This is a genomic window from Novosphingobium sp. CECT 9465 (genome assembly GCF_920987055.1).
Taxonomy (GTDB): domain Bacteria; phylum Pseudomonadota; class Alphaproteobacteria; order Sphingomonadales; family Sphingomonadaceae; genus Novosphingobium.
The window spans coordinates 188,203-204,410 of record NZ_CAKLBX010000001.1; the positions used below are offsets into that span (position 1 = coordinate 188,203).

Sequence of the window (16,208 nt, forward strand, 5' to 3'; positions counted from 1 at the left end):
ATTATCCGGTCCGCGGCGTTGTAGCGGACCGAATGGCAGCTCTTCAAGCGCTTGCAAGGCACCCGTCCGCCGCGATATGCGCTTCGGGTGCGACGGTGCTGCCACGGGCGCCCGACAGGAGTATGCAATGACCGAGCCTCAGCCTCCGCTCCCGTCCAAGGCGGAAACGCGCGATTCTGCGCAGAGTGGCTCGCGATTCGGCAAGGTTGCGCTGGCGGCCGCGGCGCTGATCGCGCTGGGCGCTGGGGGCGTGGCCATGATCCGCGGCCCGGAAACGCCGCCTCCCGCCGCAGTGCCGCCTGCGGTCACCCCCAATCAGCAGCCGTCGGTCGACGATGTCATCGCCAGGCTGGAGAAGAAGCTGGCCGAAAACCCGGAAGATGCCGAAGGTTGGCGCATGCTCGGCTGGTCCTATTTCCAGACCGAACGCTATGCCGAGGCTGCCACCGCGCTGAAGCAGGCGACCAGGCTCGATCCCGAACATGCCGAGACATGGTCTTTCCTGGGCGAAGCGCTGGTGCTGGCGAGCAAGGAAGAAGGCCGGATGCCGCGCGATGCCAAGGCGGCATTCGACAAGGCGATCAAGCTTGATCCCAAGGATGCCCGTGCGCGCTATTTCCAGGCGGTCTCGCTCGATCTGTCGGGCCGCCACCGTCAGGCGATCAACGCCTGGTTCGATCTGCTGGGCGATACGCCCGCCGATGCCCCCTATGCCGAGGATATCCGCGAAGTGATCCGCAATGTCGGCGAACGGCGCAAGATCGACGTGGAGAAGCGCCTTGCCGAAGCGCAGTTCGCTGCTCCTGCCAATGGCGTCATCACCGATGGCCCGCACAAGGCCGCCGCCGGGATTCCGGGGCCGACGTCCGAGGAGATGAAGGCTGCCGCCGGTTTGCCCAAGGGCCAGCAAGAGGCGATGATCCGCGGCATGGTCGATGGTTTGGAGGCCAAGCTGGTTGCAAATCCCGCCAATGCCGATGGCTGGATCATGCTGATGCGCAGCCGGATGCAACTGGGTGAGCCGAAAAAGGCTGCCGACGCCCTCCAGAAGGGCCTTGCCGCGTTCCGCAATGACAGCGCCGCCGCCCGCAAATTGCGGGAAGCCGGGTCCAGTCTGGGTGTGGCAGGGGCGTGATTCGTTTTGCACGAATCGCCGAAGACTCCCGGATTGTCCCTAAGTGTTAACCACGGTGTGGGTTTTCAGCCTGCGGAACATGTGACTGATTCATAACGGGACAGCCCGGATTTTCGGTGAAAATCGCCTCATCTGAATCACTTCGCACCAGACCGGACTCATTACCGGGCATCTGCGGTGTTGCTGCGATGCTTTCATGGCATTGCGTTTACAGCAAATTAACCTTTCATGTTCATTCCTCCTATGGTTAATGGCGGGCAAGACGGGATGATCCCGGTTTGATTGCCAAGGGGACATGGCAAGTAAGGGGCGGATCAATGCGCGTACTGCTGATCGAAGACGAACCGACGACCGCCAAGGCGATCGAACTGATGCTGACGACCGAGGGGTTCAACGTCTATTCGACCGATCTCGGCGAAGAAGGCCTCGATCTCGGTAAACTGTATGATTACGACATCATCCTGCTCGACCTGAACCTGCCGGACATGCACGGCTACGATGTGCTGAAAAAGCTGCGCGTCGCCAAAGTGCAGACCCCCGTCCTGATCCTTTCGGGCATTTCGGAAATGGACTCCAAGGTCCGCTCGTTCGGCTTCGGTGCCGACGATTACGTGACCAAGCCTTTCCATCGCGAAGAACTTATCGCTCGCATTCACGCCGTGGTGCGCCGCTCCAAAGGCCATTCGCAGTCGGTCATCCGCACCGGCAAGCTTTCGGTCAATCTCGATGCCAAGACAGTCGAAGTCGATAGCGCCCGCGTGCACCTGACCGGCAAGGAATACGCGATGCTGGAGCTGCTTTCGCTGCGCAAGGGCACCACGCTGACCAAGGAAATGTTCCTCAACCACCTTTATGGCGGGATGGACGAACTCAAGATCATCGACGTGTTCATCTGCAAGCTGCGCAAGAAGCTGGCGCATGCCTGTGGCGGTGAAAACTACATCGAAACCGTCTGGGGCCGTGGCTACGTGCTGCGCGATCCTGACGACATGGCGGCCACCGAAGCGGCCTGACGCCGCGCCTCCACGCCATCCCTCGAAGCGGCTCGCCTGACCGGCGGGCCGTTTTCGCATTGGTGGCCCATTGACCGCCTGCCGTCCTCCTGCCAATCGCGCCACCCATGACTGCGCACAAATCCGGCGATCCGACCACGCTCAACCGGCTTTATGGCCGCGCCAAGGGCAAGCCCTTGCGGCAGGGCCAGCAAGGGCTGGTCGATACGCTTCTGCCCAAGATCGCGATGCCTGCCGAGGGGCCGATCACGGCCGAGGCGCTGTTCGGCGAACCCCGGCCATTGCACTTCGAGATCGGCTTTGGTGGAGGCGAGCACATGGCGTTTCGCGCCGACATGCTGCCCGATCACGGCTTCATCGGCGCCGAACCGTTCCTCAACGGGGTGGCGCAGGCGCTGACGCATGTGGCTGGTGACAACGGTGCTCACGCGCCGCTCGGCAACGTACGCATTCATCACGGCGATGCGCTTGAAGTGCTTGCGCGCGTTCCCGATGGGTCGCTGTCGTTCCTCTACCTGCTGCACCCCGACCCATGGCCAAAGGCGCGCCACGCCAAGCGGCGGATGATGAACGATGGCCCGATCGACATGTTCGCCGCCAAGCTGCGGCCCGGCGGAGAATTTCGTTTCGGCACCGATCATGATGTCTATCTGCGCCACGCGCTGATGGTCATGCGCCGCCACAAGCACCAGTTCGAGTGGCTGGCGAAGGATTGCACCGATTTTCAGGTGCGTCCCGGCGGTTGGCCTGAAACGCGCTATGAACACAAGGCGCGCACTGTTTATGGCCATGAAGTGTGGTACTTCCGCTATCGGAAACGCTGATCGCCGGTCCTGCACGGCATAGCGTCGTTTCACCGGGGCAAACCAATTCTTCTGTTTTGGTAGACATTGTTTGCGGCTAATCCACCGTCGAACAGGGAAGGATTCGCGATGGAGTTTCTCGCCGGTATCGATTTTGCCGCGCTGTTGCCGTTTATCGCGGTCGGCTTCGCCGCGCAGATGATAGATGGGGCGCTGGGCATGGCCTTCGGCGTCATTTCCAACACGTTGATGGTCGGGGTTCTGGGGATCCCGCCCGCGCTGGCATCGCAGCGGGTCCATATCGTCGAATGTTTCACCACGGCGACGTCCGGCATCAGCCACCTGATTCACGGCAACATCGACAGGAAGCTGTTCTTTCGCCTGCTCGTTCCAGGTGTTATTGGCGGTGTGCTTGGCGCTTATGTGCTGTCGTCGCTGGATGCATCGGTGGTAAAGCCATGGGTGCTGCTCTATCTTGCCGCCATCGGCGTCTACCTGCTGGTGCGTGGCCTGCTTTATCCGCCCAAGATCAAGGAAGCAGGCTGGGTCGCGCCGTTGGGCCTTGTCGGGGGCTTCCTCGATGCTGCGGGCGGTGGCGGTTGGGGGCCGGTGGTCACCTCCAATCTGCTGATTCAGGGCGCCGATCCGCGCAAGGTCGTGGGCACGGTCAATTCGGTGGAATTCTTCCTGACGCTGACGGTTTCGGCCACTTTCATCTGGCATCTTGGGTTTGCCGATGTGGCCGGCGCAACGCTGGGCTTCCTGATCGGCGGGATCGCCGCCGCGCCGTTCGGCGCATGGGCGGCCAAGCACATCCCGGCCAAGGCCATGCTGATCATGGTCGGCGTGGTGCTTACGCTGACCAGCCTCTATGGTGCCTATAGCGCGCTTTCCTGATCGTTATCGGGACAGGCGGGATCGCCCGCAGTGCTGCGTCGTAGTTATGGTTACGCGAAATTAACCACGACGTGACAGGATCAGTCCCGCGCCCGAACGGATTTCGCGGCTGGCAGGGGAGTTGATCATGGCGCGGTACGATGCAAGCGGAATGACCATCGCCGAATTGCGCGAATTCGCCAGCTTTGCGCCGTGTGAACAGCGCTATATCCGCCGTAGTCTCGATATTGCGCTGGGCCGGGGCGATGCCGTGGCACGGTGGGCCAGGGACGAGGACGAAGCCGCCTCGATCCGCGCACAATGCGTTGCCTACCGGGATCTCGACCAGTTGCGCACCATCCTGCCGAGCGTGGATGGCCTCGACAGTCTGCAGCCGTTCATGGCGCGGGTCATGCACCAGACCGCGTTCGATCTGATGCAGGGCCGGATCGCAGGCTTCTCCGCTTACCGCTTCCTTTATGAACGGCTGTTCGGTGCAGAAGTGCGGCCCTGGCTGCCTGCCGCGTTCTGCGGGGCAGCGGCGATGCCGTTGATTCGCCCGGAAAAGCGCCGCGTCCTGTTGCAGTCGATCAGCGAAGCGGCCGCCACCGCGCACGGCTGGTCAACCCGTCCGCCATCCTTCTATCCCGAATTCGTCGAGGCGGAAGCCGCCTAGAGCCAGACGACGTATGATTGATCCACCGGGACGGAGCCGATTTTGGCTCAGGGCAAGGAACGAGGAGGGAGCCATGTCATCGCATCGTGACCGACGAGTGACGCAGCACTGGGCCAAAATCGGCCCGCCCCTTCGGGGTTGCTCTGTGAGGCTCGCCGCCCGCGTCACGTCGCTGGCACGGGCAACCAGCCCGCGCTGCACGACGCTCCTTGGCAGCGAACCTCACAGAGCAATCACGGTGGGTCAATCATATGTCATCTGGCTCTAGGGGACCAGCACCGTGTCGTGCGCTTCGGCATCGGTCCGGGGGTAATCCAGCGTGTAGTGCAGCCCCCGGCTTTCGTGTCGTGCCCGTGCCGAACGCACGATCAGTTCGGCGCTTTGCAGCAGATTGCGCAGTTCGATCAGGTCGGTCGTCACGCGGAAGTGACCGTAGTAGTCGTTGACCTCGTCATTCAGCATCTGGATGCGATGCGCGGCGCGCTCCAGTCGCTTGTTGGTGCGCACGATGCCCACGTAATTCCACATGAACCGGCGGATTTCGGTCCAGTTCTGCTTGATGACCACTTCCTCGTCCGAATCGGTAACGCGGCTTTCGTCCCACGCCTGCACTTGCGGCGGCGCGTCGAAACTGTCCCAGCGGCGCAGAATGTCGCGTGCGGCCACATCGCCGAACACGAAGCATTCCAGCAAGGAATTGGAAGCAAGGCGGTTGGCGCCATGCAATCCGCTTTCGGTGCATTCGCCAGCGGCATACAGTCCCGGCAGGTCGGTGCGGCCATCAAGATCGATCAGCACACCGCCGCAGGTATAATGCTGGGCCGGCACGACCGGGATCGGCTGGTGGGTCATGTCGATGCCAAGGCCCAGCAGCTTTTCGTAGATGTTGGGGAAGTGCCCCTTCACGAATTCGGGCGGCATGTGGCTGATGTCGAGGTGAACGTAATCCAGACCGAACCGCTTGATCTCGGAATCGATCGCGCGAGCCACCACATCGCGCGGAGCCAGTTCGAGCCGTTCGGGATCGTAGAACTCCATGAAGCGCTTGCCGGTGCGCGGATTGATCAGCCGTCCGCCTTCGCCGCGCACGGCTTCGGTGATCAGGAAGTTCTTCACGTCAAGGTTGTAGAGGCAGGTCGGGTGGAACTGCATCATTTCCATGTTGGAAACGCGGGCGCCTGCCCGCCATGCCATCGCAATGCCGTCTCCGGTCGCCCCGCGCGGTGCGGTGCTGAACTGGTACACGCGGCCAGCGCCGCCCGTGGCCAGGATCGTGGCGCGGGCTGTGTGGGCTTCGACCCGGCCTGTCGCCTCATCCAGCGCATAAACGCCCCAGACCCTGCCCGACCCGGAATAGCGCGCCGCCTCGTGGCGTCCGGTGATCAGGTCGATGCACGTGCGCCCAGGCAGCAGCGTGACGTTGGGGTGCTCCCGCGCGGCATTCAGCAGGGCTTTCTGGACAGCGGCCCCCGTGGCATCGTCGACATGCACGATCCGGCGGTGTGAATGGCCACCTTCGCGAGTGAGGTGCAGCGAACCTGCCTCCGCGTTGAACGGGACGCCCAGCTTGCTCAGGCGCTCGATTGCCGCGGGGGCATGCTCGATGACGAATTCAACCGTTTCGCGGCGATTCAGGCCGGCACCGGCGATCATGGTGTCGCGGATGTGATCCTCGAAAGTATCGCCTGCATCCAGAACGGCAGCGATGCCGCCTTGCGCCCAGTTGGTCGAACCGCCATCCAGCGCGCCCTTGGCCAGCACCAGCACACGGCATCGTTCGGCCAGCACAAGCGCGGCCGTCAAACCCGCGGCACCTGAACCGATGATCAGGACGTCGTGCGTTTCCATGACGGCGCCGTTCGATTGCTCGCCGCGCATTGGCGGTTCTCCATCCTCTTCCGCCGTTTCCGGCATGGTCAGCCGCCCTAGCTTGTGTCCGGCGCGCTGGAAAGACCCCCGTTCGCTCGTGTGTCAATTCACCCTTTATGTGATCAAGCGCACAACCGTCTTGCTTCGCAATCGCAGCATGGTAAGTATTTACCTATAGGTTTTCTTCTGGACGCCGGAAGGTCCCATGCCCGTGCTTCGTGTCTTGTGTCTGTTCAACCGTCATCGCCCGATCCGTGAGGAAGTCACGTGGACGGGTCTGGCTCACGAAGGTGCCTGCAAGCGTTGCAGAGCGCCTATCCGACGGCTGGAAGGCGGTGGTTGGCGGAAGCGTAAAGTCAAAACACTTTGATTAATATGCATTAACCAATTTAATCGTGGATTGATTGCGTCAATTTTGTGGGCTGCTTGTCAGGGTCACAAACACATCTTCCAGGTCTGCTTCGCGGGTTGAAACGTCCACGATGGCATAGCCTTGGCCTTGCACTATCGACATCACCTCGCCCGCAGTCACGCGATCCTTGTCATATGTGATCTCGACCTGACGTTCGCCGGTGCGGACGCTTTTGGTGAACAGCTCATGCTGCAATGCAGCATTTATGTCGCGATCGAGTGTCAGCACCACGATTTTTTCGCGGGCCATATCCACCATTTCGCGTGTCGGCTTGTTCGCAATCAGCTTGCCATGATTGATGATCGCGATCCGGTCGCACAATTCTTCGGCCTCTTCGAGGTAATGCGTGGTCAGGACCACGGTCACGCCCTCGCGGTTCATTTCGCCGACCAGTTCCCACAACTGCCGCCGCAATTCCACATCGACGCCCGCCGTCGGCTCGTCCAGCACCAGCACCGGCGGGCGATGGACCATGGCCTTGGCAATCAGCAGCCGACGCTTCATTCCGCCGGAGAGGGACCGGGCATAGGCATCGGCCTTGTCCGCCAGATGGACGGCGCGCAGCAGTTCCATCGTCCGGCGCATGGCCTTGGGGACACCATACAGCCCCGCCTGGTTCTCCAGCACTTCGGCGGGTGTGAAGAACGGGTCGAAAACGATTTCTTGCGGCACGATGCCGATCGAGGCCTTGGCGTTGCGCACGTCGCGGTCAATGTCGTGGCCCCAGATTTCGACCGAACCGGACGTTTTCGTAACCAGCCCGGCAAGCGTGTTGATCAAGGTCGATTTGCCCGCGCCGTTGGGTCCGAGCAGACCGAAGATCTGTCCCTGCGGTACGTCGAAGCTGACCCCGTCCAAAGCCAGCTTCCCGGCAGATTTTCCGGTGGGGGCATAGCGTTTCACGAGATCGCGAATACGGATGGCGGGGGCGTTTTCGGGCTGGGACTGCATGGAGCGGTGCCTGCCCGAACCCGGACCAAAACGCAATTGTCTGTGGCTACCGCATTTGCTAGCGCAGAGCCATGCAACAGGCTCCTGAAACCGAGTTTTCCGATACCGCCCGCGTCAAGTGTGACGGTGCTTCCGATATTCGTGGCGGCATTGCGCTTGGGCATCCGCGCGTCTGGCTTGAAATCGATGAGCGCGGCTATGTCGAATGCGGTTATTGCGACAAGCGCTTCGTGCTGAAGGGCGGTCCGGCGGACAGCGCGAAGGCCGCCTGAAAAGCGGGCCTGCCTGAAGCGAGGTCGTCTGGCAAAACGCCGCATTGGCGTTTACGGGCAGAGCGCCTATATCGGGCGGAATGACATTCACCGATCCCCGCTCGCTGCTCTATCGTGCCGGTCTGCTCACCCCGGACGATGCGCAATGCCTCACGCGTGAGGCCCTGCAAAACTGCGATGACGGGGAACTGTACTTGCAGTTCATCGCATCCGAAAGTTTCGGGTTTGACGATGGGCGTTTGAAAACGGCCGATTATTCGCGCGATGCCGGGTTCGGCCTGCGCGGCGTTTCCGGCGAGATGACCGGCTTTGCTCACGCGAACGAGATTTCCGCTGCCGCAATCGCGCGCGCGGGCGAGACGCTGAAGTTGCTCGATCCGGCCAAGGGTCAGTCTGCTCCGCCGCCGCGAAACAACAATCGCCACCTCTATACCGATGCCTCGCCCCTGGACGCCGTGCCGTTCGAGGCCAAGGTCCGGCTGCTCGAAACCATCGATGCGGCGGCGCGCGGGCGCGATTCGCGTGTTGCGCAGGTTTCTGCCTCGCTCTCGGCTTCGTGGTCGGTGGTGGAGATCGTGCGCGCCGATGGCTTTATCGGGCACGATGTGCGTCCGCTGGTGCGGCTCAACGTCTCGATCGTGGCCGAACAGGACGGACGGCGGGAAACCGGCACGTTCGGCATTGGCGGCCGCCGCCTCTATGACGATCTGTTCGCGCCGGCCACCTGGAACCGCGCGATTGACGAAGCGCTGGCACAGGCACTGGTGAACCTTGAATCGGTGGCTGCGCCTGCGGGCGAAATGACGGTATTGCTCGGCCCCGGCTGGCCCGGCGTGTTGTTGCATGAAGCGGTCGGGCACGGTCTCGAAGGCGATTTCAACCGCAAGGGCACCAGCGCTTTTTCAGGGCGCGTCGGCCAGCGCGTGGCCGCGCCGGGCGTCACCGTCGTTGACGATGGCTCGATTGCCGGACGGCGCGGGTCGTTGTCGATCGATGATGAAGGCACGCCGACGCAGGAAAATGTCCTGATCGAGGACGGCATTCTCAAGGGCTATATCCAGGACCGTCTCAATGCCCGGCTTATGGGTGTTGCGCCCACGGGCAACGGCAGGCGCGAATCCTATGCCCACGCCCCGATGCCGCGCATGACCAACACCTTCATGCGCGCTGGGAATGACGATCCTGCCGAACTGCTTTCCCGCATGAAGAGCGGCATCTTCGCCAAATCGTTCGGGGGCGGGCAGGTTGATATCACCAGCGGCAAGTTCGTTTTCTCCTGCACCGAAGCCTACCTTGTCGAAAACGGCAGGCTGGGCGCGCCGATCAAGGGCGCAACGCTGATTGGCGATGGCCCGACCGTGCTGACGCGCGTGACCGGCATCGGTAATGATCTTGCGCTCGACGAAGGCGTCGGAGTGTGCGGCAAGGGCGGTCAGAGCCTGCCTGCTGGTGTCGGCCAGCCGACCCTGCTGGTGGAAGGACTGACCGTGGGCGGGACCGGCTGATTTCAGGCGGCATTCAGATGAATGGGGGTATTCTACGCGAACCGATTCGAAAGGAAGTGCCAGCCATGAAGACTGTTGCCGCCAGAATTGCCACGGCGCTCGCTGCCGGTTCGCTGCTTCTTGCCGGTGCGGCCGCCGATGCCAAGCCGCGTCTCACGCCCGAACAGGAACTCGCCAAGGCGCTTGAAGGCCGCGTGGCCGGAAAGCCGGAAAGCTGTCTCTATCTGCCGCGGGTCACCAACACCCGCATTTATGACAAGACCGCCATCGTTTACGACACGGGCAAAACGCTCTGGGTGAACCGCCCTGAATCAGGTGCCGGGAGTCTCGACGACAATGACATCATGGTCACGACGCCCTTTGGATCGCAACTGTGCAACGTCGATATCGTGCGGATGATCGATCGCACTGCCGGGTTCTGGCGCGGCTCGGTCGGCCTGGGGCAGTTCGTGCCCTATACCAAGGTGAAGGCCGAAGCCGAAAAGGGCTGATACGGCAGTAGCGCACCCCGCATTGGAACCGTAAGGCTGCGGGCATGACGCTTCGCCTTGCCGTGCCTGCTGACGCTCCCGCCATTGCCGATCTCGGCCGTCGTGCCTTCGTGGCGAAGTTCGGCCATCTCTACAGTGCCGCAAACCTCGCCCGATTTCTCGACGAATCGCACGGCTTGGCCAAAGTGGACAAGGAACTGGCCGACGCTGCCATGATGGTTGCGGTGATCGAGCAGGACGGCAGGCTGGCCTCGTTCTGCAAGATCATCCGCGCCAGCAGCCTCCCCCGCCACACGGCCGCTCAGGCCCCGATGGAACTCAAGCAGCTTTATACCGATCCCGATCTGATCGGACGCGGGGCAGGCGCCCGCCTGATGGACTGGGCGCTGGCGCAGGCGCGTGATTGGGGTGCGGACGAGATGCAATTGTCGGTCTATGCCGATAACCCGCAAGCGCAGGCGTTCTACCGCAAGTTCGGGCTGGAAAAGGTGGCCGACATCGAATTCTGGGTGGGCGATCACTGCGATCCCGAATTCATGTTCGCGCGGACGATTTAGACGCCTTTCAGTCGTCACGGCTTGTCTCTATAGGAGGGGCTATGTCCTCCATCCGTCCATGGCGCGATATCGCGCGTCGCAAGAGCCGCCAGATCATGGTTGGCGCGGTTCCCGTTGGCGGCGATGCGCCGATCACCGTCCAGACCATGACCAACACGCCAACGTCGGATGCGGTCGCCACGATCGACCAGATCCGCCGGTGCGAGGATGCGGGCGCTGACCTGATCCGCGTGTCCTGCCCCGATGTGGAAAGCACCGCCGCGTTCAGGAAGATCGCCAGGGCGGCGCGCGTGCCGCTGATCGCGGATATCCATTTCCATTACCAGCGCGCGCTTGAAGCTGCCGATGCAGGCGCGGCCTGCCTGCGCATCAATCCCGGCAATATCGGCAGCAGCGCGCGCGTGGCCGAAGTGGTCCGCGCGGCCAAGGCCAACGGCTGCGCGATCCGCATCGGCGTGAACGCTGGCAGCCTTGAGAAGGACCTGCTCGAAAAATACGGGGAGCCATGCCCCGAAGCGCTGGTGGAATCCGCGCTCGATCACATCAAGCTGCTGCAGGACCACGATTTCCACGAATACAAGGTGGCGGTGAAGGCTTCCGACGTGTTTCTGGCGGTTGCGGCCTACATGGGTCTTGCCGACGCGGTCGATTGTCCGCTGCACTTGGGCATTACCGAAGCGGGCGGCCTGATCGGCGGAACAGTGAAATCCTCCATCGGCATCGGAAACCTGCTGTGGGCGGGGATCGGCGATACCGTTCGCGTCTCGCTTTCGGCAGAGCCGGAAGAAGAAGTGCGCGTCGGCTTCGAAATCCTCAAGTCGCTGGGCTTGCGTACGCGGGGCGTCCGCGTCGTCTCGTGTCCCAGTTGCGCGCGTCAGGGCTTTGACGTGATTCGCACGGTCGAGGCACTCGAAAAGCGCCTGTCGCACATCAAGACCCCGCTTTCGCTGTCGGTTCTCGGCTGCGTCGTCAACGGACCCGGCGAAGCGCGCGAGACCGACATCGGCCTGACCGGCGGCGGCAATGGCAAGCACATGGTGTACCTGTCAGGCGTAACCGACCACACCGTGCAGTCCGAAGACATGCTCGAACACATCGTGGCTCTGGTCGAAGCCAAGGCGGCGGAGCTTGAAAGCGACACGACCGATGTGGGCAATGTGACCGAGGCGGCGGAGTAAGGCTCTGGCTTGTCCAATGGAATCTTGGTAACCTTGCGCTATGGGCAAGCTTGAGAAACTCTCCGTCGAAATTCCCGCTGAATTGCTTGATTGTGCGAAGAGTGCTGTCGCCGGAGGCGAATTTGCATCGGTCGAACAGGTGATTGACGCTGCGCTGCGCAGCTGGATGATTAAACGTGATGTTGAACTGGCCAGAATTCGCGGGTTGCTTGAAGAAGGCATCGCCAGCGGTTTTGAGCCTTGGGACGGGGTTGAAGGGATCATTGCTGAAGGAAGGCGGGGGCTGGCTGAGCGCAAGGCGTGACCTTCCGCATCGAGCGCGCCCTCAAGGTACGGCAGGATCTGCTGGAAATCTGGCAGGGCGTTGCGATCCACGACCCTGAGGCCGCCAATCGACAACTGAGCCGGATCGAAGACGCTATAGCTGCGCTGGCCGACTTTCCTCATATCGGTGCTCCAAAGGAAGACGTTCTTGCTGGGTCAAGAACGATCCTCAAGTCACCGCATCTGGTGTTCTACCGCGTGTTTGAGGCCGAACGGCTTGTGCAGATACTCAGAGTTTTGGACGGTCGCCGCGATATGAAAGCATTGTTTTTGGAATGACCCTCACCATCCGCCCCGCTGTTGCCGATGACGTGCCCCTGATCGCCAGCCTGATCCGCGCTCTGGCCGAGTACGAAAAGCTGGCTCACGAGGTTCGCTTCGATGAAGCGGTGCTGGGTGAAAAGTTGTTCGGTCCGCGGCCCTATGCCGAAGTCGTGATTGGCGAGATCGACGGTTTGCCCCAAGGGTTCGCCTTGTTCTTCCACAATTTCTCGACGTTCGAAGGCAAGCCGGGGATCTATCTCGAAGACCTGTTCGTGCAGCCGCAAGCGCGCGGCAGCGGGTTGGGCAAGGCGCTGCTGGCGCATCTGGCCGCCTTGGCGGTGGAGCGCGATTGCGCGCGGCTGGAATGGTCGGTGCTCGATTGGAACACACCTTCTATCGGATTTTACAAGTCGCTGGGCGCAAGGGCGATGGACGAATGGACGGTTATGCGCCTCGATGGCGCCGCGCTGGCTCAACTGGCTGGAAATCGCCTGGAAAATGCGTAGAATAGCCTTGTTCACGCTGGATAAGGGCGGGGCGTGATAGGGACTAGGCATGAGCATCGTGGTTGACAGACGAAAGGTTCTGGCAGGCGTTGTGGCAAGCGCCGCGGCCGCGGTGTTCCCTCCGCGCGTGGCCGCTGCAACGTATTACCCCAACGATCAGCACCGCCGCGTTCTGGAACTGGCGAAGGAACAGGTCGAACGGCACCGCGCCTCGCTGTGGCGGACTGATATCGTTGCCATTGCCGATTTCGCGATGCCGTCGTCCCTGCCGCGTTTCCATTTCGCCAATCTTGACCGGGGTGAAGTGCGCTCGTTCCTTGTCTCGCACGGGCGCGGGTCCGATCCCGAACATGACGGCTTTCTCAAGACTTTCTCGAACGAAGTCGGCAGCCTTGCCACCTCGCGCGGGGCCTATCTCACCAACGAATGGTACAAGGGCAAGTACGGCACCTCGATCCGCCTCACCGGCCTTTCGCCCGAAAACTCCAACGTGCTGGACCGCGCCATCGTGCTGCATCCGGCAAAGTACGCCAACCCGGACATGCTGGACCGCTTCGGCAAGCTGGGCCGCTCGGACGGTTGTTTTGCGATGAGCGAGGCCGATTTCAACGAGGCGCTGTGGCACTTGTCCGGCGGTCGCCTGATCTACGCCGACAGGCTGGGTCTCGGTTAACAGGGCCTCGGTTAATCGGGCTTCGGTTATAGGGGACGGGGTTGGCGCCGTCCCTTGGTACGACTCGTCAGGTGGAAGCGCCTGCACCTGTCGCATGCGTAAGCGTGAAGCACGAGGCCACTTGTCCGCGCGGCCTCGATTGCGTCTTCACGGCTCACATAGCGCAGCTTGCGCTGGCAGACACTCAGCCGGGTTTTCACGCGATCCCCACGCGATTACAGCGGATTGTCGAGCTTGATGACTTCCTCGGTGCTCTTGCGTTGCGTGGTGTGCAACTGGCGCGGTTGCGCAAAGCTGGCGAGCACCGGGGCATCGCGGTTGTAGATGTCCGGGAAGGACCGCAACATGCCAGTCACGTCGCGCGCCACGGTGAAATAGGTGAGATAGACCGGGACGGTGCGGGTCATCGGCACTTTCGTGTAAATCTTGGACGTGTGCGCGGCATAGGCGTCGTCCGGCGTCATTCCGGCACCAAGGATAGCCATGGTCATGGCCAGTTCAATGGCACCTTCAACACGCACGCAGCCATGGCTAAGTGCGCGCGAAGGCAGGTTGAAGGCTGCCTTGCTCGGCGTATCATGCAGGAAGATCGCATGCTCGTTCGGCATGTCGAGCTTCATCCGCCCCAGCGAATTGTTGTCGCCCGGCTGCTGGACGACATAGATCGTGCCGTCGGCAGCTTTGGTAACCTTGTAGCCTTCGCGCGCGGCTTGCTTGGGGTTGCCAACCAGTCGGGCGCCAAGGCCTTCGCCGACCACGATTGATTGCGGCACCGTCCACGTCGGGTTGAAGATCACGCCTTCCACAGTCTCGGCCAGTTGCGGCGTTGCCGTGCGGCCGGGTTTTCCGACCACGACCTTGTAGGTTTTGATAACCTTGTTGCGCACGGTGATCCGCAGCATCTGTTCGGGCACGTTGGCAAGCAGGTACGGCGATCCGAGATCGCGCGCCAGCCAGCGCCAGCGGTCCATGTTGGCGCGGATCAGGGAGGCCTGCTTGGGCGTCTGCGCCTTGGGCAGGGCGGCCTTCAGTGCGGCATAATCGGGAACGGTGGGGGCAAGCGCCATCAACGCGCCCTTCACGTCGCGGCGCACCAGAGCATCGGCCAGGATCAGCGAGGTAGGATTCACGTCCTGATCGGGATCGACCGCGAACCATTGCACACGAGCGGTCATCGGTGTGCGCCCGTCGCGCAGGTCTTCGGCAAGCCAGGTGAACAGGCGCGTGGCGGTCTCGTCCAGTTCCGGGCCTTCGCCTTGCATGATCGCGGCGAACAACGCCTCTGGCTGGTAATCCCTGGGAAACAGGCCCTCGGCTCCGATGCCCTTGATCGTGGCGAGCAGGCTTTGCGCATCGGCCTGCGACCAGTGGGGCGTGGGCAGCGGCGCCTGCGGCGTGGCAACCGTGGGCGCGGCAACGGGGGCGGGCATGGCCTGTTTTGTCAGGTCAACCGGGCCGGTACTGGCAGCGGACTGCGCCAGCACAGGTTGTGCCGCAAGCGTCAGGCATACCATCGCCACGCCCAACTTGCCGGGAAGGCCGGTCCTGTCGATCACACGCTTCACGTTTGCATCCCTGTATTCCACGCACCGGCATTTCGCCCGTGCAAATCGTCCTGCCGTCACCACGTCCTGCCCCAAGCCCTGAAATCTATCAAGCATTGCCATCGATCGGGCATCGCGCCTGACTGCACGCTTAATCGGGCGGGGTGCCTCATCGGTAACGAACGAGGGACAAGGCGGTTTCGGACTTGCGCCAACTTCCCTATGCCGCCCGCCATGAACCACAATCGTACGCCATTCATGCCAATCGTTGCGGCGCTGCTGGGGCTGGGGCTGTTCTCGATCATGGACGGGGTGATGAAGGCAGCCTCGATCCTGGCAGGAGCCTATGCCGCCATGTTCTGGCGCGGTCTTGCAGGCTCGGCGATGATGCTTCCGCTGTGGCTCCGCCGGGGCAATGGCTGGCCCCCGCGCGCGACGATGCGCGTTCATGTCCTGCGCGGCATCGTTGCCGTCAGCATGGCCACGCTGTTCTTCTACGGGATCGTTCGCACCCCGCTGGCCGAAGGCATTGCGCTGTCGTTCATCGCGCCCTTGATCGCGCTTTATCTGGCGGGGATCATGCTGGGCGAGAAGATCCAGTCGGCGGCGGTCGGCGGATCGGTGCTGGCCCTGCTGGGCGTGGCGGTCATCGGCTGGGGCAAGTTCGATGGCCCGTCCGATCCCGAGGCGGTGAAAGGGCTGATTGCCATCTTGGTCTCGGCGATTCTCTACGCCTGGAACCTTGTGCTGCAGCGCCAGCAGGCGCAGATCGCCGGGCCTGAGGAAGTCGCCTTTTTCCAATCGCTGGTGGGGTTCTTGTTTCTTGGCGTCGGTGCGTGGTGGCTGGCCCCCTGGCCGAGCGCGACGGCCTGGGGGCTGATCGTGATATCGGCGGCGCTCTCCACCGGATCGCTGATGCTGCTGAGCTGGGCCTATTCCCGCGCGGAGGCGCAAGTGCTGGTCCCGCTGGAGTACACGGCCTTCATCTGGGCTGCCATCGTGGGCTGGATCGCCTTTGCCGAACCGGTCACCCTGCCCACATTGGGTGGAGTCGTGCTGATCGTGGCGGGATGCCTGTATGCAACGTGGCGCAACCCTGATCCGCCTCGCCCCGAAATGCCCAATTGAGCCTGTCGCACGGCGAATTGCGCGCGTTTTT

General features: G+C 62.4%; 18 protein-coding genes. 15 read left to right on the forward strand and 3 right to left on the reverse strand.

The genetic code is table 11. The annotated features are described in order from the left end of the window. The first annotated feature begins 127 nt into the window (after positions 1-127). From LUA85_RS00875 to LUA85_RS00895, 5 genes are all read left to right on the forward strand, one after another. On the forward strand, positions 128-1,135 hold the full coding sequence (locus LUA85_RS00875) for a tetratricopeptide repeat protein (protein ID WP_231466453.1): 1,008 nt from the start codon (positions 128-130) through the stop codon (positions 1,133-1,135). A gap of 317 nt (positions 1,136-1,452) precedes the next feature. Next, a complete protein-coding gene (gene ctrA, locus LUA85_RS00880; protein ID WP_231466455.1) occupies positions 1,453-2,148 on the forward strand; it encodes a response regulator transcription factor CtrA in 696 nt (231 codons plus the stop codon). A gap of 107 nt (positions 2,149-2,255) precedes the next feature. Next, positions 2,256-2,972, forward strand: a complete 717-nt coding sequence (locus LUA85_RS00885) for a tRNA (guanosine(46)-N(7))-methyltransferase TrmB (protein WP_231466456.1) — start codon at positions 2,256-2,258, stop codon at positions 2,970-2,972. 108 nt (positions 2,973-3,080) lie between these two features. Then, positions 3,081-3,848 (forward strand): sulfite exporter TauE/SafE family protein, encoded by a 768-nt coding sequence (locus LUA85_RS00890; RefSeq protein ID WP_231466458.1) that lies wholly within the window; start codon positions 3,081-3,083, stop codon positions 3,846-3,848. Between the two features lie 127 nt (positions 3,849-3,975). Then, a complete protein-coding gene (locus LUA85_RS00895; RefSeq protein WP_231466459.1) occupies positions 3,976-4,503 on the forward strand; it encodes a hypothetical protein in 528 nt (175 codons plus the stop codon). 264 nt (positions 4,504-4,767) lie between these two features. Here the strand turns inward: LUA85_RS00895 and nadB are convergent, their stop codons facing one another. Further along, the gene (gene nadB / locus LUA85_RS00900; RefSeq protein WP_371823704.1) at positions 4,768-6,351 is read right to left on the reverse strand and encodes an L-aspartate oxidase; all 1,584 of its coding nucleotides are present in this window, start codon (positions 6,349-6,351) and stop codon (positions 4,768-4,770) included. Between the two features lie 430 nt (positions 6,352-6,781). Beyond that, positions 6,782-7,735: an ABC transporter ATP-binding protein gene (locus tag LUA85_RS00905; RefSeq protein WP_231466460.1), complete on the reverse strand. Its 954-nt coding sequence runs from the start codon at positions 7,733-7,735 to the stop codon at positions 6,782-6,784. Between the two features lie 71 nt (positions 7,736-7,806). On the opposite strand from LUA85_RS00905, the gene LUA85_RS00910 reads away from it, so the two are divergent. The 9 genes from LUA85_RS00910 to LUA85_RS00950 all read left to right on the forward strand — a co-directional run bounded on the left by LUA85_RS00910 (position 7,807) and on the right by LUA85_RS00950 (position 13,505). After that, positions 7,807-8,007 (forward strand): zinc-finger domain-containing protein, encoded by a 201-nt coding sequence (locus LUA85_RS00910; RefSeq protein ID WP_231466461.1) that lies wholly within the window; start codon positions 7,807-7,809, stop codon positions 8,005-8,007. A gap of 80 nt (positions 8,008-8,087) precedes the next feature. Continuing rightward, positions 8,088-9,512: a metalloprotease TldD gene (tldD, locus tag LUA85_RS00915; RefSeq protein ID WP_231466462.1), complete on the forward strand. Its 1,425-nt coding sequence runs from the start codon at positions 8,088-8,090 to the stop codon at positions 9,510-9,512. Positions 9,513-9,577: 65 nt separating this feature from the next. After that, positions 9,578-10,003: a hypothetical protein gene (locus LUA85_RS00920; protein ID WP_231466463.1), complete on the forward strand. Its 426-nt coding sequence runs from the start codon at positions 9,578-9,580 to the stop codon at positions 10,001-10,003. Between the two features lie 44 nt (positions 10,004-10,047). Beyond that, complete coding sequence (locus LUA85_RS00925) at positions 10,048-10,560, forward strand: GNAT family N-acetyltransferase (protein WP_231466464.1); 513 nt, start codon at positions 10,048-10,050, stop codon at positions 10,558-10,560. A 41-nt stretch (positions 10,561-10,601) separates the two neighbouring features. Beyond that, positions 10,602-11,738: a flavodoxin-dependent (E)-4-hydroxy-3-methylbut-2-enyl-diphosphate synthase gene (ispG, locus tag LUA85_RS00930; RefSeq protein WP_231466465.1), complete on the forward strand. Its 1,137-nt coding sequence runs from the start codon at positions 10,602-10,604 to the stop codon at positions 11,736-11,738. 40 nt (positions 11,739-11,778) lie between these two features. Beyond that, entirely contained in the window at positions 11,779-12,042 is a 264-nt protein-coding gene (locus LUA85_RS00935) for a type II toxin-antitoxin system ParD family antitoxin (RefSeq protein WP_231466466.1), read from the forward strand. Further along, the gene (locus LUA85_RS00940) at positions 12,039-12,341 is read left to right on the forward strand and encodes a type II toxin-antitoxin system RelE/ParE family toxin (RefSeq protein WP_231466467.1); all 303 of its coding nucleotides are present in this window, start codon (positions 12,039-12,041) and stop codon (positions 12,339-12,341) included. Before LUA85_RS00935 ends, LUA85_RS00940 begins: the two co-directional genes overlap by 4 nt. After that, positions 12,338-12,832: a GNAT family N-acetyltransferase gene (locus tag LUA85_RS00945; RefSeq protein ID WP_231466468.1), complete on the forward strand. Its 495-nt coding sequence runs from the start codon at positions 12,338-12,340 to the stop codon at positions 12,830-12,832. The genes LUA85_RS00940 and LUA85_RS00945 overlap by 4 nt, the downstream gene beginning before the upstream one ends. Positions 12,833-12,881: 49 nt before the next feature. Next, positions 12,882-13,505, forward strand: coding sequence for a murein L,D-transpeptidase catalytic domain-containing protein (locus tag LUA85_RS00950; protein ID WP_231466469.1), 624 nt, complete (start codon positions 12,882-12,884; stop codon positions 13,503-13,505). A 215-nt stretch (positions 13,506-13,720) separates the two neighbouring features. On the opposite strand, the gene LUA85_RS00955 is transcribed toward LUA85_RS00950, so the two are convergent. Then, positions 13,721-15,019 (reverse strand): L,D-transpeptidase family protein, encoded by a 1,299-nt coding sequence (locus LUA85_RS00955; RefSeq protein ID WP_371823705.1) that lies wholly within the window; start codon positions 15,017-15,019, stop codon positions 13,721-13,723. Positions 15,020-15,283: 264 nt separating this feature from the next. On the opposite strand from LUA85_RS00955, the gene LUA85_RS00960 reads away from it, so the two are divergent. After that, positions 15,284-16,177, forward strand: coding sequence for a DMT family transporter (locus LUA85_RS00960; protein ID WP_231466471.1), 894 nt, complete (start codon positions 15,284-15,286; stop codon positions 16,175-16,177). The last annotated feature ends 31 nt before the right edge of the window (positions 16,178-16,208 follow it).